The organism is Pseudarthrobacter sp. L1SW, from assembly GCF_020809045.1.
GTDB lineage: Bacteria > Actinomycetota > Actinomycetes > Actinomycetales > Micrococcaceae > Arthrobacter.
In genome coordinates, this window is record NZ_CP078079.1 from 329,706 (window position 1) to 352,286 (window position 22,581).

A 22,581-nucleotide genomic window follows, 5' to 3' on the forward strand; every position below is an offset into this window, starting at 1 on the left:
GTCAGGAAACGCTGGCGATCAGGGCCTTGAGGTCGGCAAGGTCCTGCTCTGCGAGGTTCTGCAGCGGTGGGCGGACAGGTCCGGCCGAGCGGCCGATGGCGTCGAGGCCGCCCTTGACGATGGAGACAGAGTAGCCCTTCACCCGGTCCCGGATGTCCAGATAGGGGATCACGAAGTCGTTCAGCTTCTTGTTGACGGCCACGCGATCGTTGTTGCGGACGTCCCGGTAGAAATCCAGGGCGAACTGCGGAACGAAGTTGTACATGGCACTGGAGTAGGTGCTCATGCCGAGCTGGAGCAAGGGCAGGGCAAAGGTCTCGGCTGTGGGGAGGCCGCCCAGGTAGAAGAGCCGGTCTCCGAGCTTGGCGTAGACCCGGGCGTCGTGCTCGAGGTCGCCCACGCCGTCCTTGAAGCCGATGAGGTTTTCATGTCGCTCTGCCAATGCGGCAACGGTGGTGTCCTTGTAGATGGCGTTGGCGCGGTTGTAGATGATGACGCCCAGGGAAGTGGCGCTGCAGATGGCGCTGACGTGTTCGATCAGCCCCTCCTGGTCGGCTTCGGTCAGATACGGCGGCAGCAGGAGGATGCCCTCCGCCCCCGCAGCTTCGGCGGCCTTGGCGTTCTCGATTGCCTGTGCGGTGGACCCGCCGGCCGAGGCGAGGACGGGCACCCGGCTTCCCACTTCGTCGACGGCGGTCCGGACAACGTGCGCGGATTCGGCCGGGGTGAGGGAAAAGCCCTCGCCCGTGCCGCCTGCCGCGAACAGGCCGGCCACCGGGAAACTCGCCTGCCACGCCAGGTGCTTGCGGTAGTTCTCCTCGTCGAACTGCAGCTCTGCGTCGAACGAAGTGACAGGAAAGGACAGCAGGCCTTCCTTGAGGGTGTCCGCCAGTTCCTGGGGTGAGTACTTTGCCACGATGTGGTCCTCCGGTGTGTGTGCCGCGGGCGGCGGGGTGATGATTCCTTCCCAGCGTAGGAGCGGTGCCGATGCCTGTCTAAGTGCACTTTTGTATGTATTGATACCTTTGAGGCATAACTGTCTCCGGGGCGGGTTACTCCATGGAGAACTCGAGGTCGCGCAAGAGGCGTGCCAGCGCGGGGTTGGTGATCCGGCGGTTCCATAATGCGTGCAATTCCACCTGCTCCTCGTTGCCCACGCCAAGCGGCAGGAACTCAACGCCCTTTATCCCCAGCAGCGTGGCCGAATGGGGGACGAAGGCCAGACCCCTGTTGGCGGACACCAGGGACACCATGGTGAGGATCTGGCTGACCGTGTGCACAACGTTGGCATGGCGTATTGGCAGCATGCGGACCACGAGGTCGTAGAAATAGCGGGCCTGGGTGGGGGAGTGCATGATCAGCGGCTCGTCCTTGAAGTCTTCCGCCGTGATGTCCCGGGCGAGCAGGGTCAACGGGTGGCCGGTGGGAGCGGCCAGCACCAAGGACTCCCGGTACAGCAAGTGGGAATCGAAGGTCTCCCTGTCGAAGGGGGGCCGGGCTAGGCCGAGATCAAGCTCGCCGGTCAGCAGGCCATTCAACTGGTCGCCCGTCACGAGTTCCTGCAGGTCGATGTCCACATCCGGGATGATCCCGGAAAGCTCCTCCAGCAGCGGGCCCAGGATGCTGAAACCACTGGCCGCGGTGAAGCCGATACGGAGCACGCCGGAGCGTCCGGAGGCGATGCGCCTTGCAGTGGCGGGGGCCCGTTCGGCGAGCGCCATCAACCGCCGGGCCTCGTCCAGGAACGCCTGCCCTGCAGAGGTCAGTTCGACTTTGCGGTTGTCCCGCTCCAGCAGTTCAGCGCCGACGGTTTTTTCAAGTTTCTGGATTTGGCGGCTCAGCGGGGGCTGGGTCATGTTCAGCCGCTCAGCTGCCCGTCCAAAGTGCAGTTCCTCAGCGACGGCAATGAAGCCGGCCAGTTGGTCGAATGTGAACATGATGCCTTCCGGGTATCACTTGATGCAGTTTTGGGCTTAGACAGGCATCATAACTGCTCCCTACACTCGACAAAGCGAATCGGGGTGACCCGGTTCACAGATTGTCCGGACCCCGCCCGGAGACTTAACGAGGAGTTCCAATGAAGCACTTCCCCACCCGCCGCACCATCCTGGGAACAGCGTCGGTCTTCACCCTGCTGGCGCTGACCGCCTGCGGCGGCAATGTTGCCGGCGGCGCCGCCCCCGACGCGTCCAAGTACCCCGCCGGCCCGGTCACCCTCACTGTCGGCCAGGCTGCCGGCGGCAGCACCGACCTGATTGCGCGCGCACTCGCTGAAGGCGCCGCCAAGACCCTCGGTGCACCGATGCCGGTAGTAAACAAGCCAGGCGCAAACGGGGCGCTGGCAACCAAGGAAGTGGCAGGCAAGCCCGCCGATGGCCAGGAGCTCGTGCTGCTCAACGCTTCCCTGATCACCATCACGCCCTTGGCTGTCTCCGCTGACGAAGCCGTCAACATCGACGATCTCGACATCATCGCAGGGCTGTCCCAGGACGACTACGTCCTGGTTGCCAGCGGCCAGTCGGGTTTCAAGAGCTTCAAGGATGTCACCGATGCCGGCCGGAACGTCACCTTTGGCACCACCGGTGTAGGCACCGGCAGCCAGCTGGCCCAGACTGTCCTGTTCAAGCAGGCCGGCGTCCAGGGCACCGATGTTCCGTTCGACAGCGGTAAGCCGGCGCTGACCGCGGTACTCGGCAACCAGGTGGAACTTGCCACTATCCAGCTTGGCGAGGCCATGCCGCAGATTGAAGCCGGAAAGGTGGCACCGCTGCTGGTCTTCTCCGAAGAGCGCAACGCCTTCCTTCCTGACGTCCCGTCCGCGAAGGAAGCGGGCTACGACGTGCCCGTAGCCCAGTACCGTGCCGTGGCAGCCCCCAAGGGAACCCCGCAGGACGTGAAAGACAAGCTGCTCGCCGCGTTCCGGGAAAGTTTCAAGACCGAGGCGTACCAGGAGTTCAACAAGAAGAACCTGCTGACGCCCAAGGAGATCTCCGGCGAGGAAGTCACGACGCAGTGGAAGGACTACGCCGCGAAATACAAGGAACTGGTGGAGAAGCACGGCATCAACCTCGGCGGAAACAAGTAACAGCCATGGAGACAACTCCAGCAGTATCCGCCGGACGGGGCAGCTCTGCCGTCCCGTCCGGCGGGGACGCTCACGCTGACGTACCCGAAGGAGCTCCCGAAGCCCTCACGCCCGAGCAGCTCGCGGCCCAGTGGGAAGAAGAAAAACCGCCGTCGGCGGGAGCCCTGGCGAATACCGCATCCTCCCTGATGGTGCTTGCCGTCGGAATCGGTGCGCTTGTCCTGTCGGTCGCCATGGGCCTGGGCACCCCCGCCAGCCCGCAACCGGGCCTGTGGCCGTTCATGATCAGCTGCGTCATGGTGGCCCTGGGGCTTTTCCAGCTGGTCCTGGGCCGGCGCAACCGCGACGCTGAAAAGTTCACCCGGATGTCCTTCGCCCCGCTCACCGGACTGGTGACGCTGGCGGCCATGGTGGCGCTGATGCCGGTGATCGGATTCGAAGTCCCGGCCCTGGTTCTCTGCATCATCTGGATGCGGTTCCTCGGCGGCGAGACCTGGCGGTCCACGCTCGTGGTCAGCACACTCGTTGTTGTCGCGTTCTACGGAATCTTCGTCCTCGCGCTCAACACCTCCATTCCCCATCTCTTCTAGGAGACAACCGTGGATTTCCTGAATCCTGTGATTAACGGATTTTCAGTCGTCCTGGAGCCGACGAACCTCCTCTACTGCCTGATCGGCGTAGTCATCGGGATGCTGATCGGCGTGCTGCCCGGGTTGGGGCCGGCGGCAACAATCGCCATCCTGCTTCCGCTGACCTACAACGTGGAACCCGTCACCGCCATCATCATGCTGGCCGGCATCTTCTACGGCGCGCAGTACGGCGGCACCATCACCTCCGTCCTTCTGCGCCTCCCCGGTGAGGCGTCCTCGGTGGTCACGGTCTTTGACGGCTACCAAATGGCTCGGCAGGGCCGGGCCGGTACCGCCCTGGGCCTGGCCTCAATCGGATCGTTCATTGGAGGCACGGCCGCGATCATCGGCCTGACCTTCCTGGCACCGCTTGTGGCCAGCTTCGCATTGGACTTCGGCCCGCCCGAATACTCCGCCCTGGCCCTCCTGGGCATCCTCCTCGTGGCCACCATCAGCAGCGGCGCCAAAGCCAAGGCCTTGATCGCAGCGGCCATCGGGCTGCTGCTGGCCACTGTGGGCAGGGACATCTTCACGGGTGAAAGCCGGTTTACCTTCGGCAGCATGCAGCTCGCAGACGGCATCGACTTCGTTCCCATCGCGATGGGCATCTTTGGCCTGGGCGAGATCCTCTACAACCTCGAGGAACGGCACCGTGCCGCGAAAGCACCGTCGAAGGTAGCCAACGTCTGGCCCTCGCGCTCGGACCTGAAACAGGCCTCCGGTTCCATCGGCCGCGGCTCCGTCCTGGGGTTCTTCCTGGGCATCCTGCCCGGCGGCGGCGCCACCATCGCGTCCATGGCCTCGTACGCCATGGAAAAGAAGCGTGCCAAGCAGCCCGAGCGGTTCGGCAAGGGAGCTCCTGAAGGAGTGGCAGGCCCGGAAACAGCCAACAACGCGGCAGCGACGTCGTCGTTCATTCCGCTGCTGACCCTCGGAATCCCGGCCAACGCCACCATGGCACTCATGTTCGGTGCGCTGCTGATCCAGGGCGTCACGCCCGGCCCGCAGCTCGTTGAGCAGAACCCGGAGCTGTTCTGGGGTGTTGTGAATTCGATGTACATCGGGAACATCCTGCTCCTGATCATGAGCCTGCCGCTGGTGGGCATCTTCGTGAAGATCCTCCGCGTCCGCGCGGCAATCCTCGCCCCGATCACGGCACTGATCACGCTGTTGGGTGCCTACACCATCAACAACAGCATGTTTGATGTAACGCTCGTAGTGGTCTTCGGCGTCGTCGGTTACCTGATGAAGAAGTTCGGTTTCGAACCGGGCCCGCTGGTCCTGGCCTTCGTCCTGGGTGAACTGCTGGAGAGCTCGCTCCGGCGCTCGCTGTTGGTCTTCGGCGGCGATCCCGCCGGCTTCTTCACCCGCCCCATCTCTGCCACCCTGCTGGTGGTCTTCATCCTGGTGGCCGTGCTGCCGGGCATCCGCAGCGTGCTCGCCAAGCGCAAAGGCACGACGGCGTCCGCCGGCTCCGCCAACAGTGGCACCGCCAACAACATCAAGGAGAAGGTATGAGCATCATCGTCGGATTCGTTCCCACGCCGGCAGGTGAGGCCGCCCTCGCAGCAGGCATCGCCGAAGCGAAGCTCCGGCAGCAAGATTTATTCATCGTCAACTCTGCCCGCCAGGGCGCCCTGGTGGACAAAGCCGTGGCAACGGAGGACGTCCTGGCGAAGGCAGCCCAGCGGGCCGCGGACGACGGCGTGACAGCCACCGTCATCCAGCCGCCCTACCAGCACGATCTTGCCGACGAGTTCCTGGACGTCGCCCGGGAAGTGGATGCTTCGCTCATCGTCATCGGGCTGCGGCACCGCACCCAGGTGGGTAAGTTCATCCTGGGCAGCCACGCACAGCAGATCCTGATGCAGGCGGACCGCCCGGTCCTGGCCGTCAAAGCGGACAACGGCCACTTCTAGGCGCCAGGGCCTGCATCCCACCCGCATGTGGACAACGCACCCGCGCACCAAAGGGTGCGAAGCCCGGTAGCGGGTGCCCGGAGCGCGGGTAGTTGGCGAGGTGGGGCAGTCCTAGGATCCCGCGCGCACATGCTCGGCCAGCGCATCCAGGATTGGCAGCTGGCCCTTCACCAGCTTGAGCCGGGCTTCCGGTTCCGGGAACCAGCGGGCGTCGTCAATTTCCGGGTACTGCTGGATCCTGCCTGAACCCCTGGGCCACTCCAAGGCAAACGTGTTGCTGACGATGCGTTCCGGCCGGAAGTCCTGCTCCGCGGCGAACACCGTGATGACCTTGCCCGAGGGCTGCCGGAACTGGCCGAGGTGCTGGTAGTCCGCGTGGGGTGCGGGAGTTCCCATCTCCTCGGCGAACTCCCGCAAGGCGGCAGCCAGGGGGTCCTCGCCTGCGGAGTATTCACCCTTTGGGATGGACCAGGCGTGGGCGTCCTTGCGGGCCCAGAACGGGCCGCCCATGTGGGCAATCCACACCTCCAGCAGGCCCCCGGCACCCTGCCGGTACAACAGGAGCCCTGCACTCGTAACGGGCATTTGTCCTCCAGGGGATGGATGTTCCACAAAAAAACAGAAGATGCCGTCAAACGTTAACCTGCAGTTCACGGCGCTGCTTTAGGTTATTCCTTCAGGCACTCTGCTCGAAGGGACCCGTCATGGCCAATATTGCTGAGGTTTTGGGTCGGCTTACGCCGGAAGAACTTGAAGAGCTTCGCAGCCTTGGTCCTCAGGGCCACCTGCCGCGGTATCTGGTGGATGCCCTGGACCGGGCGGCCGGCGGGCCGGGCTCCGGCCGCGGCTACTACGTGCCCACCGGAAACGTCACCGCCACGGGCGGACCGCTGCTGGTGCTGCGCAGCGACGTGTCCGGCTGGCTATTCAACGCCCACCAGGACGATCCGGATTCCCTGCCGCAGCTTGGCTAGCTACCCGATCAGCAGGCTCAGGGCCTCGGTCAGGTGTTCCACTTCCCGCACGGAGAAACCTGCCGGTATTGGTCCGGGGCCCGCATGGCTCGCAGGAACCACCGCGTGCGTAAACCCGAGGCGGTGGGCCTCCTGGATGCGCTGGTTGATGCCCGGAACAGGACGGACCTCGCCCGCCAGGCCCACTTCTCCAAAGGCAATGAGCCGGATGGGCAGCGGCTTGCGGGCCTTGGCCGAGGCAACGGCAAGGGCAACGGCAAGGTCCGTGGCGGGTTCGCTGAGCTTTACTCCGCCCACCGTGGCCACGTAGGAGTCGTCCTTGTGCAGCAGTGTTCCCGCGCGCTGCTGCAGGACGGCGAGCAGCATGGACACCCGGGAACTGTCCAGGCCACTGGTTGCCCGCCGCGGCTGTGAGTTGGGGCTCTCGGCGAGCAGCGACTGCACCTCGGCCAGCAGGGGCCGCCGGCCTTCCATGGTCACGGTGATGCAGGTTCCGGAGACCGGTTCCTTGGTACGGCTGACAAAAAGCCCGCTGGGATCAGCGAGGCCTTCAATGCCGTTCTCGTTCAGGTCGAAGCAGCCGACGTCGTCGGTGGGCCCGTAGCGGTTCTTGACGGCACGAAGCAGCCGCAGCCGGGAATGGCGTTCGCCCTCAAACTGGCACACCACATCCACCAGGTGCTCCAACAGGCGCGGCCCGGCGATGGAGCCGTCCTTGGTCACGTGGCCCACCAGCAGGGTTGTCATGTTGCGGCGCTTGGCCGCGGCAATAATGGACGCGGCAACCTCCCGGACCTGGGACACGCCCCCCGCGCTGCCGTCGACATCGGCGCTGCTGAGGGTCTGGACCGAGTCCACGATCAGGAGCCGGGGCTCGATCTTCTCCACCTGCCCCAGCGCCTGGCCGAGGTCCGTTTCCGCGGAAAGATAGAGGGATTCGGCCACGGCGTCGATCCGCTCCGCGCGGAGCTTCACCTGCGCCGCGGACTCTTCCCCGGTCACGTACAGCACGTCCTGGGCCGTCCGCGCGAACTTGGCGGCCACGTCCAGCAGCAGCGTGGACTTGCCGACGCCGGGCTCGCCGGCCAGCAGTATCACCGCGCCGGGGACCAGGCCGCCGCCCAGCACCCGGTCCAGTTCGTCAACGCCCGTCGGCAGGAACGCCGCCGTAGTGGCATCCACCTCGGCAATGCGGCGGGCCGGCTCTACAACTGTTGTGGCCGCCGTCGTACGCGCAACGGCGGTGCCGGTCTCCTCAACAGTGCCCCACGCCTGGCACTCGCCGCAGCGGCCCACCCATTTGACGGTGGTCCAGCCGCATTCAGCGCACTTGTAGGCGGGCGCCTTGGATGCCCGGGAAGTCTTTGTAGCCATGCGTCCAACCCTAGTGGCGGGCTCCGACATTCCGGGCTGCCGCCCCCTGGAGGACCCTGCCGCGTGGGCCCAGCCCCCTACAACGCGGGCAGCACGTCCCGGGCCTCGCGGGCGTCCATGCCCGTGGCTTCCAGCAAATCCACCATCAGCGGCCGGTAGAGCATCACCACCGTTTCGCCCTCCAGCCGCTGCACCCCCAGGAGCTTCGGATGCAGGCGCAGGGCGATCTCGCTGAGGTCCTGGCGGGCCGTGCGCATGTGGGCGCGGCGGACGCCGTCGTGCGTTTCCGCCAAGCCGAGCGAAAGCTCGTCAATGGCGGCAGCGGTCTCCTGCAGCACCTCCGCGATGTTTTCCGTGGCCTCATCGGACAGTGCCGCGTGGTTGATGGCGCTGGTGAGGCGGCGGGCGAAGACGCGGCTGTTCCGCAGCGCAAGGTCGATGAAATCGAGCGAGCGTTCCAGCCGGTCCAGCTCGTCCCGGTGCCGGCGGTACGCGGGCGCGAGGCGTGCCACTTCGCCGGATGCGCGGAGGGAATGCCTCATCGCGTCCACCAGGGGCTGGCAGTTGCGGCCACGGACCAAGGCGTGCCAGGCCTGGGTGGAGTCGCTGTTGATGAGGGCGTCGGCGCATTCGCGCAGCACCTCCGCCAGCTCGTGCAGGAGTTTCTGCACGTCCCTGCGGGGCTCACGGCGGGGGTCCTTCGGCGCGAGGATGGTCACCAGCAATGCGAACAGCCCGCCCACCACGGCGTCGATGCTCCGGGTGAACGGCCCGCCGGACGGTGCCGGAAGGAGCACCACCAGCAGCGACTGCAGGGCCAGCTGGGTGGTGAAGATGTTTCCGCTGTCCAGGAAGCGGGCCAGCAGGATGGAAAACAAAAGGACGACGGCGGCCTGCCAGATTCCAGCGCCCAGCCAGTGCAGGAGCAGGTCGCCCACCGCGATGCCGATGGTGCAGCCCAGGCCGACCTCCAGGACGCGCCGCAGCCGGGGTTCCCGGGAAAACCCCAAGGCGATCAGCGAGGAGGTGGCCGCAAACAGCGGGCCGGAATGGCCCAGCACGTACTCAGCGAAGGCATAGGCGCCTACGGCGCACACGGTCATCTGGACCGCGGGGACCAGCGAGTTCCGGCTGCGGATCAGGCCGGTGCGGAAGCGGCCGCGCAGGAACCGTCTGCCTGCTGAGAGTCCTGCTGCGGGAGCCATGCCGTCCAGTGTATTTGCTGCCCGGCCCCTTTCATTTCCGGTGCGCGGCGCCTTACGGCCCAACATGTGATCTGCGCAATGGTGACCGGGCATATGTAAACGAATATCCGGCCGCCGTTAATCCTCCGTTAACCTTGGGCAGGCAATCCCGTTACCTGCGGACCCTAACTTCGATGAAGGTACAAAACGTACGCATCGCGCAACAGGGTTCTCCGTCCCTGCCCGCATATTGAAAACCCTGGAAGGGGTACATCCAGTGAAGGCACTCCGCTTCGGCCGCCACGCGGCTATCGCTGTTCTCGCAGCCGGCGCTCTCGCGCTTACCTCCTGCGGTTCAGACAACGCCACGAACACCTCGCCCACCGGCAACCAGGCGCCCGCAGGCCCCAAGGTCACCGGCACCCTGACCGGCATCGGCGCATCCTCCACGGGTGCGGCCATGGACGCGTGGAAGGCAGGCTTCGCTTCCGCAAACCAGGGCGCCACCGTGCAGTACTCCCCGGACGGCTCCGGCGCAGGCCGCAAGGCCATCATCGACGGCTCGGCCCAGTTCGCCGGTTCCGACGCCTACCTCAAGGACGAAGAGCTCGAGGCTTCCAAGGCTGTCTGCGGTCCCGAGGGCGCCATCAACATCCCGGTTTACATCTCCCCGATCGCCGTGGCCTTCAACCTTCCCGGCATCACCGAGCTGAAGCTGGACGCAGCTACCGTGGCCAAAATCTTCCGCGGCGAAATCGCCAAGTGGAACGATCCCGCCATCGCCGCCCTGAACGAGGGCGTCACCCTGCCGGACCTCAAGGTCACCCCCGTGAACCGCTCGGATGACTCCGGCACCACCACCAACTTCACCGATTACCTGGCGTCGGCCGCACCCGAGGTCTGGACGGACAAGGCCGCCGGCATCTGGCCTGCAGCCCTGCAGGGCGAGAACGCCAAGGGCACCTCCGGCGTTGTCAAGACCGTCACCGACACCCCCGGCGCCGTGACCTACGCTGATGACTCAGCCGTGGGCGGCAAGCTCGGCACCGCCTCCATCAAGGTGGGCGAGGACTTCGTCAAGATCTCCGCCGACGCCGCAGCCAAGGCCGTCGAGGCAGGCAAGGCCGTTGAGGGCCGTTCAGCCAACGACGTCGCCATCAAGCTGGACCGCAAGACCACCGCCTCGGGTGCATACCCGGTGGTGCTGGTTTCCTACCACATTGTCTGCAGCGCGTACGACAAGCAGGAAACCGTTGACCTGGTCAAGGCCTTCGAAAACTACGTAGTCTCCGAGGAAGGCCAGCAGGCCGCCGCGGATTCCGCCAAGTCGGCCCCGCTTTCCTCTACTCTTGCAGAGAAGGCAGCCGCGGCTATCGACTCCATCAAGGTCAAGTCCTAATAACCGCTCTGAAACCGGGTTCCCCGCCTGCCGAAAGGCAGTGCGGGGAACTTGGCTTTGGACAGCACATCTTTCCTGAATCAGCTACCGACCGAAGGGCCGTCGAATGACCGCCACCCCCCTGACAAGTACCCAGGGCGCCGGGCGCGCCGGGGACAAAATCTTCTCGGGCGCCGCGCTGGCCGCCGGCTGCCTCATTCTTGCCGTCCTCTTCGGCGTCGCACTCTTCCTGGTTGTTCAGGCAATCCCCGCCCTGACGGCGCCGGCCGACGAAATCCAGGGCGGTGCGGGCTTCTTCGCCTACATCTGGCCGATCGTAATCGGCACGCTCATCGCAGCGGTCATCGCCCTGGTCATCGCCACGCCCATCGCCATCGGCGTCGCCCTGTTCATCTCGCACTTCGCCCCCCGCGGACTCGCTTCCGGCCTGGGCTACGTGGTGGACCTGCTGGCCGCCATCCCGTCCGTCATTTACGGCGCTTGGGGTGCGGCCTTCCTGGCCCAGGAAATCTCGCCCGCCTACAACTGGCTCGCCGCCAACATGGGCTGGCTGCCGATCTTCCAGGGCCCGGCCTCCGCAACCGGCAAGACCATCCTCACCGCAGGAATCGTCCTGTCCGTGATGGTCCTGCCCATCATCACTTCCCTGTCCCGCGAAATCTTCCTCCAGACCCCCAAGCTGCATGAGGAAGCCGCGCTCGCCCTGGGCGCCACGCGCTGGGAAATGATCAAGATGTCCGTCCTGCCATTCGCACGGCCCGGCATCATCAGCGCCGTCATGCTGGGCCTGGGCCGTGCCCTCGGCGAGACCATGGCCGTTGCCCTGGTGCTCTCCTCCGGCGCCCTCACCGCCAGCCTGATCCAGTCCGGCAACCAGACCATCGCCGCGGAAATCGCCCTGAACTTCCCGGAGGCCAGCGGGCTCAAGGTCAGCACCCTGATCGCCGCCGGCCTGGTCCTCTTCGTCATCACCCTGGCCGTGAACATGATCGCGCGCTGGATCATCACCCGGCACAAAGAATTCTCGGGAGCCAACTAAATGACCTCCACGCTTACCCCTGTGCGCAGCAAGCGCTCGGCCCTCACCAAGGGCCAGTTGCCCAAGTATGCGCCGTACGTCGTCCTGGCCGCCGCGCTGATCCTGGGTGCTGCCATCATGGCCCTGGTGGGCTTCAACCCCGTCGGCTGGGGCATCGTCTCGGCGTTGCTGTTTGCCATCGGCTTGGTCTCCTGGAGCGGAGCCGTGGAAGGCTCCCGCAAGGCGAAGGACAAGCTGGCCACCTGCCTGGTGGTGGGGTCCTTCCTGATCGCACTGCTGCCCCTCATCTCTGTGATCTGGACGGTGCTGGTCAACGGCGTCCCCGGACTCCTCAACCCGGGATTCCTCACAAGGTCAATGAACGGCGTCACCGGTGTCTATGACAACCGTGCCGTAGAGGAAGGCGCCCCGGTCCTGGGCGGCATCTACCACGCCCTTATCGGCACCATCCAGATCACCGTCCTGGCCACGGTCATCTCGGTGCCGGTGGGCCTCCTGACCGCCATCTACCTGGTGGAGTACGGCAACGACGGCCGCCTGGCCCGCGCCATTACGTTCTTCGTTGACGTGATGACAGGCATTCCGTCCATCGTGGCAGGCCTCTTTGCCGCGGCCTTCTTCTTCGCCGTCGTGGGCCCCGGCACCAAGACCGGCGCCGTTGCCGCCGTCGCGCTTTCCGTGCTCATGATCCCCGTGGTGGTGCGTTCCAGCGAGGAAATGCTCAAGATCGTTCCCAATGAACTGCGCGAAGCCGCGTACGCCCTGGGCGTGCGCAAGTGGAGGACCATCGTCAAGGTTGTCATTCCGACGGCGATTTCCGGCATTGCCTCGGGCGTCACCCTGGCGATCGCACGCGTCATCGGTGAGACGGCGCCCATCCTGGTCACCGCGGGCTTCGCCACCAGCATCAACTCCAACGTGTTCAGCGGCTGGATGGCTTCGCTGCCCACGTTCATCTACACCCAGATCCTGAACCCCACCTCGCCGGCCAACCCGGACCCGTCATCCCAGCGCGCCTGGGGCGCAGCCCTGGTGCTGATCATCCTGGTGATGGTCCTCAACCTTGGCGCCCGGCTGATCGCCCGGATCTTTGCCCCCAAGACGGGCCGCTGACCGCTTCCAGCCCTCGTCCCTTCCGGTCCTACCCGCCGGAACCTAGACTTCAATTCATACCCAGTTAGTGAAGGAACACCATGTCTAAGCGCATCGACGTCAAGGACCTGAACGTGTACTACGGCGATTTCCTCGCCGTGGAGGACGTCACCATCAACATCGAGGCCAAGTCCGTCACCGCGTTCATCGGACCCTCGGGCTGCGGAAAGTCGACCTTCCTGCGCACGCTGAACCGCATGCACGAGGTCCTCCCCGGCGCGCGCGTGGAGGGTGAGGTCCTGCTGGACGGGGACAACCTGTACGGCCCGGGCGTGGACCCCGTGACCGTACGCTCGCAGATCGGCATGGTGTTCCAGCGGCCCAACCCGTTCCCCACCATGTCCATCCGGGACAATGTGCTGGCCGGCGTGAAGCTGAACAACAAGAAGATCTCCAAGGGCGAGGCCGACGTCCTGGTGGAACGCTCGCTGAAGGGTGCCAACCTGTGGAACGAGGTCAAGGACCGCCTTGAGAAGCCCGGCTCGGGCCTCTCCGGCGGACAGCAGCAGCGACTCTGCATTGCCCGTGCCATCGCCGTGGAGCCGCAGGTGATCCTCATGGACGAGCCGTGTTCGGCACTGGACCCCATCTCCACGCTGGCCATTGAGGACCTCATCAACGAGCTCAAGGACCAGTACACGGTGGTGATCGTGACGCACAACATGCAGCAGGCAGCCCGCGTCTCGGACCGCACCGCTTTCTTCAACATCGCAGGCACCGGCAAGCCCGGCAAGCTGATCGAGGTCGGGGACACGCATACCATCTTCAGCAACCCCACCCAGAAGGCCACCGAGGACTACGTCTCGGGCCGGTTCGGATAACCCGCTGGTTTTGGCCCACGCGCCCCGCAGCCCGAGCAGGAATCCTTCCTGCTCGGGCTGTCTGCTGCAGCAGAGAAGTCGTGCAAAAAGTGGTGGCGATGACTGGCGGTATTTAGTACGCTTGGCTAGATACTTTGGGAACTAGTAAATAGAAGACTCAGGAGTTTTCCTTGACGCAGATGGCAAACGGCCTTCGGGTCCATCATCCCAACGGGCCTGAAACCTGCGCCGATGGGGAGCACCTCTCCGCCGTGTGGCGCACCAGTTCCTATCTGGAAAGCATCCAGTGGGAACTCGATGCCGCCCACGAGTCCCTTAGGCAGGCAGTGCGGCAGGCCGCCAGTTCCGGCGTGGACCACGGTGCACTCCTCCAGGCGGCCAACCTGACGTCCGAGGAACTGGAAGCGGCCCTGCTGGACGCCCCGCGCGCCTGAGCCGGCGCCGGACCGCCTGGCCCGCCTGGCCAGCAAGGGCTTCAGCGTCCGGGCCGTCGGCGGCTGCTAGTCCGGGATTTCAAGCTGGAAGCCGCACCGGCAGCGCATGACCTTGGTGGGCAGCGAGACAACGTTCAGTCCTCCTCCGCCGTTGCTGCTGCGGTAGCTGAGCCGTTCGATCTCGAACGCGGCTTCCTCCATGGGGAACCCGCAGTGGATGTAATCGTCCCCGAAGAGGATGACCTGGGCCATCCAGCGCACCTGGTGCAGCGCTGCGGCCACATCCCGTGCATAAGCGAGGTGTTCCTGGAACAGGCCGCAGTCATTGCAGGTGTACGCGGCAAGGACCAGGTCCCCGTTGGCCGCGCCCACCGACCTGATGGCGTGGATGGTCAGTTCATGTTCGGTTCCGCAGGTTTCGCAACGGAGCCGCCGGGGCTGTGGCAGGGAATGCCGGGAATCCGATCTGGACATGATGCCTGGTCTTTTCCGCGTGGTGCGTCCATGCCGCCGGATGCTGCAGCGGCTATCCGCGGCCGTGCACCCGGCGGCGGATGTCAGGACCCTGGCAACTTGCGCTGTAACCGCGAAATTCCGGGGACCTACTTTCGAATCTACGGCACGGTCAACGGCCTGTATAGGGGAAGCGAAGCCTTGCAGGAAGCCGAGCAGGCGCCGGGTTCAGCGGGCCACCGGAGTGAGTGCCAGGGCCAGCACGAATGCCAGCGCGGCCGTAACCGCCGGGGTGAGGATCCAAAGCCCCACGATCCGGATCACCAATTTCCGGTTGGTCACGGAAAAGTGCTGGTTCTCTCCGGCGCCGAGGACGGCCGATGTGACGGTGTGCGTGGTGGACAGCGGCCAGTGAAGCCCGATTGCACCCACAAAAAGCATCACCGCGCTGAAGATCTGGGCCACGGAGCCCCGCAGCGGGTCCACCCTGGTGATCTTGTAACCGATGGTGTGCGAGATCCGCCAGCCCCCGAACATGGTCCCGGCAGCTATCATCACCGCCGTCACCACCATCACCCACAGGGGCATGGCGCCGCCGTCGGAATACCCTGCTGCCAGCAGCGCCAGCAGGAGCACGGCGCTCACCCGCTGCCCGTCCTGCACACCGTGCCCAAAAGCCACCGCCCCGGCCGCCACGGCCTGGCTTCGGCGGAAGCGGTGGTTGACCACGTTGGGCTGGGTGTACCGTGCCGCCCATGTGGCCGGATAAACCAGCAGGAATGAGCCGCTGTAAGCGACAAGCGGGGACAGTACCAGCGGAAGCACCACCTGGAAGAGCAAGGATTGGTCCACGCCTCCAACGCCGGTTCCGCCCACTGCAAGGCTGGCCAGCCCGGCACCGGCAAGGCCGCCCACCAGGGCGTGGGTGGACGAGGCGGGAATGCCCCGCCACCACAGCAGGATTCCCCAGGCGCAGGCACTCGCCAGCCCGGCCACCAGGATGCTGAGGCCCTCGGGCCCCGGGGGAAGGCTGATCCAGGCCCGGCTGATGGCCACCGCCAGGCCGGCGCTTACCAGGGCGCCAAGGAAGTTGAAGAAGGCCGCCAGGAGGACCGCCACACTGGGTGTGAGTGCCCTGGTGCGGACGGCAAGCGCAACGGAGGTGGACGCGTCGCGAAAGCCGTTGAGGAATGCGAACGCCGCGGACAACAGGACCACCAGGCCGAAAATGAGCGGCGTCACCTCACGATTCCTTGACGATGAGGCTGCCCACCTGGGTGGCGATCCGCCGCATGTCCTTGGTGACTTCCACCAGCTGGTTGGCGATATCCCGATTGCGGGAGTACTGGGCCCATTTCATGTCCGCGATCATGTCCGCCACCCAGACGCGGTGGGTCCGTTCGGCGCGTTTGGTGAGGCGGAGGATTTCGATCCAGTAGTCCTCGAGGTCATCAAGGTTGTTGAGCCGGCGCATGGCATCCACCGTCAGTTCCGCCTGCCGGCTGATGATCTCCAGCTGGTCGGCGGCACGTTTGGGCAGCCGCTCCAGCTTGTACAGGGCCACCAGCTCTGCAGCCGCGTCCATCTTCTCCATCGCCTCGTTGAGGTAGCGGGAGAGCGCGTACATGTCCTCGCGGGGGAGCGGGTTCACGAAACTGGAGCGCATGTGCGTGAGGAGGGCGAAGTGCAGCTCCGCGGACTTCGCCTCGTGGTTGTGCATGTCCTCCACCAGTTTGCCGTGTTCAGCAGCAGGGACGCCAAGAATTTCGGCCAGGGTGGCGGTGGCCAGCACGATCTGCTGGGCCAACTGTGAAAGGAGGTCCAGCCCGGCGGGCTCCTGGGGGAAAAGGCGCAGCTTCACGTGTTTACCGGTCTCCGGGGAAAAGTACGGGCGGGGCGTTGCTGCCGTGTGACTTGACCCCGGCACGCAACTGAGCCAACTCTACCGGCCCGTAACTTGGCGCCCGCAAACAGGGCCGGAATGTCCCGAAGGACGGCAGGAAAAGTGGCAGAAAAATGGTGCCGAACCGGATACGCCTCTCGGCGGTAGGCCGCTCTAGGCGGCTAATTGTTGAAGCCCGGGGGTTTCGCGGCTCGGCACCGATTTCAGTTTTCTACTTTGGCTGGCGCAAGTCAATCTTGACAGATGGGGCAAGGACGGGGCAGGCCGCCAGGTTCAGTCGAGTTCGCCCAGCCGCCACGCGTTCGCGGCGTGCTCCAGGTCCTCAGCGGTCTTCACCAGCTGGTGCGAGTTCCGGGTGAGCTTGCTGGCCTGTGCTTCGTTGCCGTGCTCGGCACCGTCGGCGATGGTCGCCTGGCCGAGCGCCACAACCCGGCAGAAGGCTGCGGAACGCTCCAGCGCGACGTCGAACTCGCCGTCGAACGCGCCGGAGAGGATGGCATCGGCCATGGCCCGCATCTCATCGGCGCCCGGCGGCTCGGCCGCCCCGGCCACCACGTTGGACACCTGGGCGGTATCCTTGCCGGCCCTGAAGTACACAGAGATGCGCTCGGGGTCCTGGACCGTGGCAGCCCGCAATGCGTAGAGGCGCCACAACGCGCCGGGAAGTGAACGGGCCGGACTTTCCGCCCACATTTCCGCGATGGCCTCCAGCCCCTGCTCGTCGGCCAGTTTCACCAGGCGCTCAGTGACCACGGGATCGTCACTGTCGCGGCCATGGCGAACCAGGGCCTGGGCCGCGAGGTGGGCCGCCTCCGAAACGCGCGCGGGATCCGCGCCCCCGGCAAAGGGCTCGAAGTCGATGGGAGCGAAGGGCTTGGGCTTATGGTGCCGGTTCGCGCCGCCGTAAGGACTGGATCCTGCTTGCTCACTCATGCCCCCACGCTACTCCTGTGCCAAGGTGGAAATCGAGCATCCGTTCGCCTTGCCCGGCGCATGATTCCGCGCCCGACGGCGGATGGGCAGCTCCGTGCGAACGCGCCGGAACCATGGGTTAGAGTATTAACGTCCAGAAATGGATTGGGCCGAGGTGGGCAGCGCTTACAGCGTGAACCACCCGGCGGGGGCCTTTAGCTCAGTTGGTAGAGCATCGGACTTTTAATCCGTGGGTCGTGGGTTCGAGCCCCACAGGGCCCACTCTTTTAGCGAAGAGTGGAAAACCCCCGGTTCCTTGCAGCAGCAGGCAGCCGGGGGTTTTTATTTGTGGTCCCGGCAGAGCGTGGCGTTCCTAAGCTTGTTCGCGGTTCCTGACCTTGAAGGTTGGGATTCGCGAACAAGCCCAGGACTGCCGGCAGGTCCGCAGCAGGCAGAATAGGCACATGGCAAAAAGCAGCAAGGGGCGGATGCCGCGCCTGGAGGACGTGGCGGACAAGGCCGGGGTTTCCCACCAGACCGTCTCCCGGGTGATCAACAACCACCCCAACGTGAGCGCAGCTACGCGGGCAAAGGTGGAGGCCGCCATTGCCGAGCTGGGGTACCGCCGGAATACCGCGGCCCGGAGCCTGGTGACCCGGCGCTCACAGACCATCGGCGTCCTGGCCAGCGAGCTGTCCCAGTACGGTCCGGCCAACACGCTCCTGGGCGTGGAACAGGCCGCCCGGAATGCCGGTTATTTTGTCAGCATTGCAGCCCTGAGAGAGGTAAGCAGGGATGCCATTTCCGACGCCGTCAACCACTTCATGGACCAGGCCGTTGACGGAATCGCGGTGCTGGTGCCCCACGCCGATACCCTGCTTGCCCTCGAAGAGATGCGGCTGCCAGTGCCTGTGGTGGCGGTGGGGTCCCTCGGCAGCAGCACTGTCAGCGGGGCCATGGTGGACCAGCGCGCGGGCGCCCAGTTGGCCGTCGCGCACCTCATCAGCCAGGGCCACCGCCGGATCGGCCACATCGCCGGACCGCAGGACTGGACGGACGGCTCGGAACGGGCCGAAGGCTGGCGCGAGGCACTCGGGGCCGCCGGTCTGGCGGACGACCTCCTGGTGCAGGGCGACTGGAGCGCCGGCAGCGGATACGAGGCTGGCCGCAAGCTCGCCGCCGGGCGGACCGCAACGGCGCTTTTCGTAGGCAACGACCAGATGGCGCTCGGCGTGCTGCGCGCCTTCGCTGAAGCGGGGGTCCGGGTGCCCGACGATGTCTCCGTGGTGGGGTTCGACGACCAACCGGAATCGGGGTACTTCACGCCGCCGCTCACCACGGTGCGGCAGGACTTCGAGGAGCTGGGCCGGCGCTGCATGGACATCATGCTCAAGGAGATCGAAGCCGGCGCCGACGTCAGCTCCACAGTGGTCACGCCGGAACTGGTCCTCCGGGCGAGCACCGCCCCGCCCGCCGCCTAACCGCGCCAGAAAAAATTCCTAACAAATTTCCATGCAAGTGCATCCAACTCTGATGCTGCGCCGGTAGTAGGGGTGTAAGCAAAAAACGCCCGTACGGCGGGCCGATCAAGGAGAAGGACATGCGCAACAGGATCTTCACAGCAGGCGCCGGAGCAGCGGCAATCGCAGCTGCCATCGCTCTCGCCGGCCCTGCACAGGCGGCGGAAGGGGACGCCCAGCTTTCCGTCCTCCATGGCGTCCCGGGCCTTACCGTGGACGTTTGGGTCAACGGCGACCGAACGCTGGACGACTTCACTCCCGGCAGCCTGGCCGGTCCGCTGGCACTGCCGCCAGGGGCCTACGAACTGGCCATCACCGCCTCGGATGCAGCCGATGCGTCCGCAGCCGTGATCGGCCCGGTCAGTGTCACCCTGGCCGCCAACGGCAACTACACCGCCGTCGCCAACCTTGACGCAGCGGGCAACCCCACGGCCAACCTCTTCACCAACAACGTTTCCCAGATCGAGGCCGGCAAGGGCAAGCTGACCGTCCGGCACACAGCCGCCGCCCCGGCCGTGGACGTCCTGGCCGGCGGTGCCCCCGTGGTGTCCAACCTCGCCAACCCGAACGAACAGACGCTCACGCTGGACCCGGGCACCGTTTCCGCTGCGGTTGCCGCCACCGGAACCACCGCGCCGGTTATCGGTCCGGCCGACGTCACGATCGCCGAGGGTACGCACACCATTGTGTACGCCTGGGGCAGCCTGGCGGACAAGAACCTCCAGCTCGCCGTCCAAACCATCGAGGGGCTGCACTCCGCTCCCGCCTCCGTGCCGGGAGCCCGTGACGGCTCCGGCGATGCTGCTCCGACCAACCCGGCCGCACTCACTGTCGGTCTTGGCGCCGCAGCCCTGGCCCTGCTCCTCGGCGGCCTGGGCGTAACCCGCACCGCCGCCGCCCGCCGGGCAGAGTAAACCCCACGGCAGAGTACGCCCCCACTGGCGGCCGCCCGGTGAAAGCCGGGCGGCTGTCCCCTTCCCATCAGGTGCAGGTTCCCGCCCAGGGACTGACGCGAGAAAGGCCGGACAGGTGGTCCCGATGCAAGTGAACGCCGGACAGGCACAAACAGGTACGACGACGGCAGGGGAGTACCGCCGTCGTCCTTCCGTTTTTTCCGGGGCCGCCGCCCTGTTGGCCGTGGCCCTGCTGCTTCCCGCCTGCGCGGCCGACCCCTCGCAGCCGGCTCCGTCCTCCCCGCCGGCAGCCAGCCAGGCAGCTGCGCCGGCTCCAGTCCAGTCGGAAAGCCCCGCGGCCGCCGGGACTGCTCCCGTTCCGGACATTCCCGTGCGGCCCGCCACGCCGGAATCAACGGCAGCGGCACCTTCCCCGGTTTCGCTCACGGTGGCCGGAACCTCCATCGACATGCCCGTGGTGCCGGTGGGAGTTGTGGAGGGCGGGGCGATGGAAATACCCGACGCCTTCGACCGGGCTGGCTGGTACCGTTTTGGCCCGGCCCCGGGCGCGGCGGCGGGTACAGCGGTAATCGCCGGGCACATTGACACGAAATCGGATACTGCACCGTTCTCGCAGCTGAAAACGGTGGCCGCTGGAACGCTGGTGCAGGTGGGCCGCCAGGGTGCGCCTGCCCTGAACTACCGGGTGGTCAGCGTGGAGCTGATGGCCAAGGACAGGTTTGACGGCAGCTCAGTGTTCCGGCGCTCGGGTCCGCATGAACTTAAGGTGGTGACCTGCGGTGGCAAATGGCTGGACGAACGAATGGACTACAGCGACAATGTGATTGTCACCGCGGTCCTTGAGTGAGCGGTGATGCTGCCTTGATTTCCGCCACCGACGCCGCGAAGGAGCCACGTTTGGTACCTCCCGACCAGGCTCCGCGGGGTTGGGAAGACGAGCTCACACCCTCCTTCCTGGCCGGGGATGAACGCGCCCTGGCTGCTGCCTACCGTGAATTCGCGCCGCTGGTACACACCCTTGCACTGCGTTCGCTGCCCGACCGTTCGGCGGCGGATGATGTCACCCAGGAGGTCTTCATCCGCGTGTGGCGCTCCCGGAGCACCTTCAACCCGCAGGTTGCCAGGCTTCCCGCCTGGATCGTGGGCATCACCCGGAACGTCATCTCGGACACCCTGTCCGCCTCGGCCCGGGAAGCGCGGAAAGCCCTCGCGGCGGCGGGAGCCGGCATGGCGGACGAAGCCGGGAACGGCCTTGAAGATGCCGAACTCCTGGCCGACAGGCTCCTCCTGGATGGGGAACTGGACAGGCTTGGCGAACCCCAGGGCTCCATCATGAAGCTGGCCTTCTACGATGACCTGACCCATGAGCAGATCTCGCGGAAACTCGGCCTGCCTCTTGGTACCGTCAAGAGCCATATCCGCCGCAGCTTGTCCCACCTGAGAAACAGATTGGAGGTAAACCATGCCGCATCTTGATCCGGAAGAGTTGAGCCTCCTTGCCCTGTATGACGACTGGGACGACGGCGGCAGCAGGGAACACCTGCGGGCCTGCCCTGAGTGCGCGGCGGACTTCGCTGCGCTTCGCCGGGCCGTGGACGCGGTCAAGACGACGCCGGATGCCGGCAGCCTTGAGCGCCCCGGCCCCCAAGTGTGGGCGGGGATCCACAGGGAGCTGGGCCTGTCCGCGGCCGTGCAGGAAGATCCGTTGGCCAGGGCTGAGGCCGGGGCCGGGCAGGCAGCGGCAGGGCCCCAGGCGGCGGGCGAGCGCCAAGCGGGGGCCGAAGCCCAGGCGGCGGCCGAACGTGGGGCGGCGGAGGGCCGCAGGGAGGCAGCCAGCGGTCAGGCCGCGGCGGGGCCTGTTTCCCTGCAGGACAGGGCTGGAACCGGCCCTGCCCGGCGCCGGACCACAGCCTGGTGGCAGCGCCCGGGTACCTGGATGGCTGCTGCCGCGGCGGCTGTCCTGGTCACTGCGGGAGCTGTCTGGTCGCTCAACCAGGCGCCCCGGCCGCTTGCTGAAGCAGACCTTACGCCCCTTGCCCAGTTCTCCGCCGCCGGTTCGGCAAAGGTGGTGGAGGCAGCGGACGGTTCCCGTGCCCTGGAGATACAGCTCAGCAAGGACGAGGCGAAGGGCTACCAGGAAGTCTGGCTGATCGCCCCCGACCTCTCCAGGCTGGTGAGCCTTGGTGTAATGAATTCCGATTCGGGAACCTTCCAGTTGCCCGCCGGCCTGCAGCTCTCGGAATACCCCATTGTTGACGTCTCGGACGAGCCCGTGGACGGCAATCCCGCCCATTCAAGCGTCAGCATCGTCCGGGGCACGCTCAACACCTGAGCGGCTCCGCCCTTGGACCGCTGACAGCAACGTGGCCCCTTGGGTGGCCAAAACCGTGGCCGCCAGTGCGGCTGCGGCGTGGAGGTGCAGCATCAGGTGCGGGGAGTGGGCAGCGCCGGATCCTTCCGCGGAAGGTGTTGCCGGGTCCGGCGCCCGCGGGTCCGGCGCTCCTCCGTGGTGGCCGGGAAGGGAAAGGCCGCTGGCTGTGGAAAACGCGTCGAAGGCCTGGTGCAGCAGCTGCTGCACCAGGCCGGCGGCGAGCAGTACAGCCCACCCCGGGAGCCGGCGTTCGCCCGAGATCGAGGCAGCTATCGACGCGGCCATCCCCAGCAGGGCAGCCAGGGCGGTGACGATGAGGATGCCGGGTGCCTGGCCGCCGGCAACCACGTGGGCGGCCAGGCCCAGCCCGGCGGAAAGGGGGCCGGCGAGCCACGCAGGGGAAGCGCCCCGTGTGGTCCGGCTGGAGCCTGCAGGTGCCGGCGCGGTTGATGCACCCTCCATCGCTTCCTCCCGTGGCCGTCTTTCCAGTCTTCCTGC

General features: G+C 66.1%; 25 protein-coding genes and 1 tRNA gene. 16 read left to right on the forward strand and 10 right to left on the reverse strand.

The features are described 5' to 3' along the window. Position 1: 1 nt before the first annotated feature. Together kdgD and KTR40_RS01570 are read right to left on the reverse strand one after the other, a co-directional pair. A complete protein-coding gene (gene kdgD / locus KTR40_RS01565) occupies positions 2 to 916 on the reverse strand; it encodes a 5-dehydro-4-deoxyglucarate dehydratase (RefSeq protein WP_228405072.1) in 915 nt (304 codons plus the stop codon). Positions 917 to 1,052: 136 nt separating this feature from the next. After that, the gene (locus KTR40_RS01570) at positions 1,053 to 1,937 is read right to left on the reverse strand and encodes a LysR family transcriptional regulator (RefSeq protein WP_228405073.1); all 885 of its coding nucleotides are present in this window, start codon (positions 1,935 to 1,937) and stop codon (positions 1,053 to 1,055) included. Between the two features lie 140 nt (positions 1,938 to 2,077). Here KTR40_RS01570 and KTR40_RS01575 point away from each other — a divergent pair, with 140 nt between their 5' ends. Genes KTR40_RS01575 through KTR40_RS01590 form a run of 4 tightly spaced genes read left to right on the forward strand, consistent with a single transcriptional unit; the run spans position 2,078 to position 5,633 of the window. Further along, on the forward strand, positions 2,078 to 3,085 hold the full coding sequence (locus KTR40_RS01575) for a tripartite tricarboxylate transporter substrate binding protein (protein WP_228405074.1): 1,008 nt from the start codon (positions 2,078 to 2,080) through the stop codon (positions 3,083 to 3,085). Positions 3,086 to 3,090: 5 nt separating this feature from the next. After that, positions 3,091 to 3,675 (forward strand): tripartite tricarboxylate transporter TctB family protein, encoded by a 585-nt coding sequence (locus KTR40_RS01580; protein WP_228405075.1) that lies wholly within the window; start codon positions 3,091 to 3,093, stop codon positions 3,673 to 3,675. 9 nt (positions 3,676 to 3,684) lie between these two features. Next, on the forward strand, positions 3,685 to 5,232 hold the full coding sequence (locus KTR40_RS01585; RefSeq protein ID WP_228405076.1) for a tripartite tricarboxylate transporter permease: 1,548 nt from the start codon (positions 3,685 to 3,687) through the stop codon (positions 5,230 to 5,232). Then, the gene (locus tag KTR40_RS01590; protein ID WP_228405077.1) at positions 5,229 to 5,633 is read left to right on the forward strand and encodes a universal stress protein; all 405 of its coding nucleotides are present in this window, start codon (positions 5,229 to 5,231) and stop codon (positions 5,631 to 5,633) included. The genes KTR40_RS01585 and KTR40_RS01590 overlap by 4 nt, the downstream gene beginning before the upstream one ends. 111 nt (positions 5,634 to 5,744) lie before the next feature. Here KTR40_RS01590 and KTR40_RS01595 read toward each other — a convergent pair whose 3' ends face one another. Next, complete coding sequence (locus KTR40_RS01595) at positions 5,745 to 6,218, reverse strand: NUDIX domain-containing protein (protein ID WP_228405078.1); 474 nt, start codon at positions 6,216 to 6,218, stop codon at positions 5,745 to 5,747. Positions 6,219 to 6,337: 119 nt separating this feature from the next. Here KTR40_RS01595 and KTR40_RS01600 point away from each other — a divergent pair, with 119 nt between their 5' ends. Continuing rightward, complete coding sequence (locus KTR40_RS01600; protein WP_139027525.1) at positions 6,338 to 6,607, forward strand: hypothetical protein; 270 nt, start codon at positions 6,338 to 6,340, stop codon at positions 6,605 to 6,607. Here KTR40_RS01600 and radA read toward each other — a convergent pair whose 3' ends face one another. Next, positions 6,608 to 7,981, reverse strand: coding sequence for a DNA repair protein RadA (gene radA, locus KTR40_RS01605; RefSeq protein WP_228405079.1), 1,374 nt, complete (start codon positions 7,979 to 7,981; stop codon positions 6,608 to 6,610). It abuts the gene before it with no gap. Between the two features lie 77 nt (positions 7,982 to 8,058). Beyond that, entirely contained in the window at positions 8,059 to 9,186 is a 1,128-nt protein-coding gene (locus KTR40_RS01610; RefSeq protein WP_139027527.1) for an aromatic acid exporter family protein, read from the reverse strand. Positions 9,187 to 9,442: 256 nt separating this feature from the next. Here KTR40_RS01610 and pstS point away from each other — a divergent pair, with 256 nt between their 5' ends. From pstS to KTR40_RS01635, 5 genes are all read left to right on the forward strand, one after another. Beyond that, complete coding sequence (gene pstS / locus KTR40_RS01615) at positions 9,443 to 10,564, forward strand: phosphate ABC transporter substrate-binding protein PstS (RefSeq protein ID WP_139027528.1); 1,122 nt, start codon at positions 9,443 to 9,445, stop codon at positions 10,562 to 10,564. A gap of 106 nt (positions 10,565 to 10,670) precedes the next feature. Continuing rightward, positions 10,671 to 11,603, forward strand: coding sequence for a phosphate ABC transporter permease subunit PstC (gene pstC / locus KTR40_RS01620; protein WP_139027529.1), 933 nt, complete (start codon positions 10,671 to 10,673; stop codon positions 11,601 to 11,603). Beyond that, positions 11,604 to 12,716 (forward strand): phosphate ABC transporter permease PstA, encoded by a 1,113-nt coding sequence (gene pstA, locus KTR40_RS01625; RefSeq protein WP_139027530.1) that lies wholly within the window; start codon positions 11,604 to 11,606, stop codon positions 12,714 to 12,716. Between the two features lie 80 nt (positions 12,717 to 12,796). After that, the gene (pstB, locus tag KTR40_RS01630; RefSeq protein WP_009357830.1) at positions 12,797 to 13,576 is read left to right on the forward strand and encodes a phosphate ABC transporter ATP-binding protein PstB; all 780 of its coding nucleotides are present in this window, start codon (positions 12,797 to 12,799) and stop codon (positions 13,574 to 13,576) included. A 170-nt stretch (positions 13,577 to 13,746) separates the two neighbouring features. Continuing rightward, a complete protein-coding gene (locus KTR40_RS01635) occupies positions 13,747 to 14,010 on the forward strand; it encodes a hypothetical protein (RefSeq protein WP_139027531.1) in 264 nt (87 codons plus the stop codon). 66 nt (positions 14,011 to 14,076) lie between these two features. On the opposite strand, the gene KTR40_RS01640 is transcribed toward KTR40_RS01635, so the two are convergent. The 4 genes from KTR40_RS01640 to KTR40_RS01655 form a co-directional block, all read right to left on the reverse strand. Beyond that, entirely contained in the window at positions 14,077 to 14,484 is a 408-nt protein-coding gene (locus tag KTR40_RS01640) for a hypothetical protein (protein ID WP_139027532.1), read from the reverse strand. Positions 14,485 to 14,691: 207 nt separating this feature from the next. After that, positions 14,692 to 15,705: an inorganic phosphate transporter gene (locus tag KTR40_RS01645; RefSeq protein WP_139027533.1), complete on the reverse strand. Its 1,014-nt coding sequence runs from the start codon at positions 15,703 to 15,705 to the stop codon at positions 14,692 to 14,694. Between the two features lies 1 nt (position 15,706). Further along, a complete protein-coding gene (locus KTR40_RS01650; protein WP_139027534.1) occupies positions 15,707 to 16,324 on the reverse strand; it encodes a DUF47 domain-containing protein in 618 nt (205 codons plus the stop codon). A gap of 315 nt (positions 16,325 to 16,639) precedes the next feature. Beyond that, positions 16,640 to 17,299, reverse strand: coding sequence for a hypothetical protein (locus tag KTR40_RS01655; RefSeq protein ID WP_139027535.1), 660 nt, complete (start codon positions 17,297 to 17,299; stop codon positions 16,640 to 16,642). Positions 17,300 to 17,487: 188 nt separating this feature from the next. On the opposite strand from KTR40_RS01655, the gene KTR40_RS01660 reads away from it, so the two are divergent. From KTR40_RS01660 to KTR40_RS01685, 6 genes are all read left to right on the forward strand, one after another. Further along, a tRNA-Lys gene (locus KTR40_RS01660) sits at positions 17,488 to 17,560 on the forward strand. 182 nt (positions 17,561 to 17,742) lie between these two features. Continuing rightward, a complete protein-coding gene (locus KTR40_RS01665; protein WP_228405080.1) occupies positions 17,743 to 18,759 on the forward strand; it encodes a LacI family DNA-binding transcriptional regulator in 1,017 nt (338 codons plus the stop codon). Between the two features lie 119 nt (positions 18,760 to 18,878). After that, positions 18,879 to 19,712 carry a DUF4397 domain-containing protein gene (locus tag KTR40_RS01670; protein WP_228405081.1) on the forward strand — a complete coding sequence of 278 codons (834 nt, stop codon included), beginning with the start codon at positions 18,879 to 18,881 and terminating at the stop codon, positions 19,710 to 19,712. Between the two features lie 124 nt (positions 19,713 to 19,836). Next, positions 19,837 to 20,559: a class F sortase gene (locus KTR40_RS01675; RefSeq protein WP_228405082.1), complete on the forward strand. Its 723-nt coding sequence runs from the start codon at positions 19,837 to 19,839 to the stop codon at positions 20,557 to 20,559. Between the two features lie 50 nt (positions 20,560 to 20,609). Next, positions 20,610 to 21,188, forward strand: a complete 579-nt coding sequence (locus KTR40_RS01680; RefSeq protein WP_139027539.1) for an RNA polymerase sigma factor — start codon at positions 20,610 to 20,612, stop codon at positions 21,186 to 21,188. Beyond that, entirely contained in the window at positions 21,175 to 22,044 is an 870-nt protein-coding gene (locus tag KTR40_RS01685) for an anti-sigma factor (RefSeq protein ID WP_228405083.1), read from the forward strand. Before KTR40_RS01680 ends, KTR40_RS01685 begins: the two co-directional genes overlap by 14 nt. Here the strand turns inward: KTR40_RS01685 and KTR40_RS01690 are convergent. After that, positions 22,006 to 22,545, reverse strand: coding sequence for a hypothetical protein (locus tag KTR40_RS01690; RefSeq protein ID WP_228405084.1), 540 nt, complete (start codon positions 22,543 to 22,545; stop codon positions 22,006 to 22,008). The genes KTR40_RS01685 and KTR40_RS01690 overlap by 39 nt on opposite strands. Between the last annotated feature and the right edge of the window lie 36 nt (positions 22,546 to 22,581).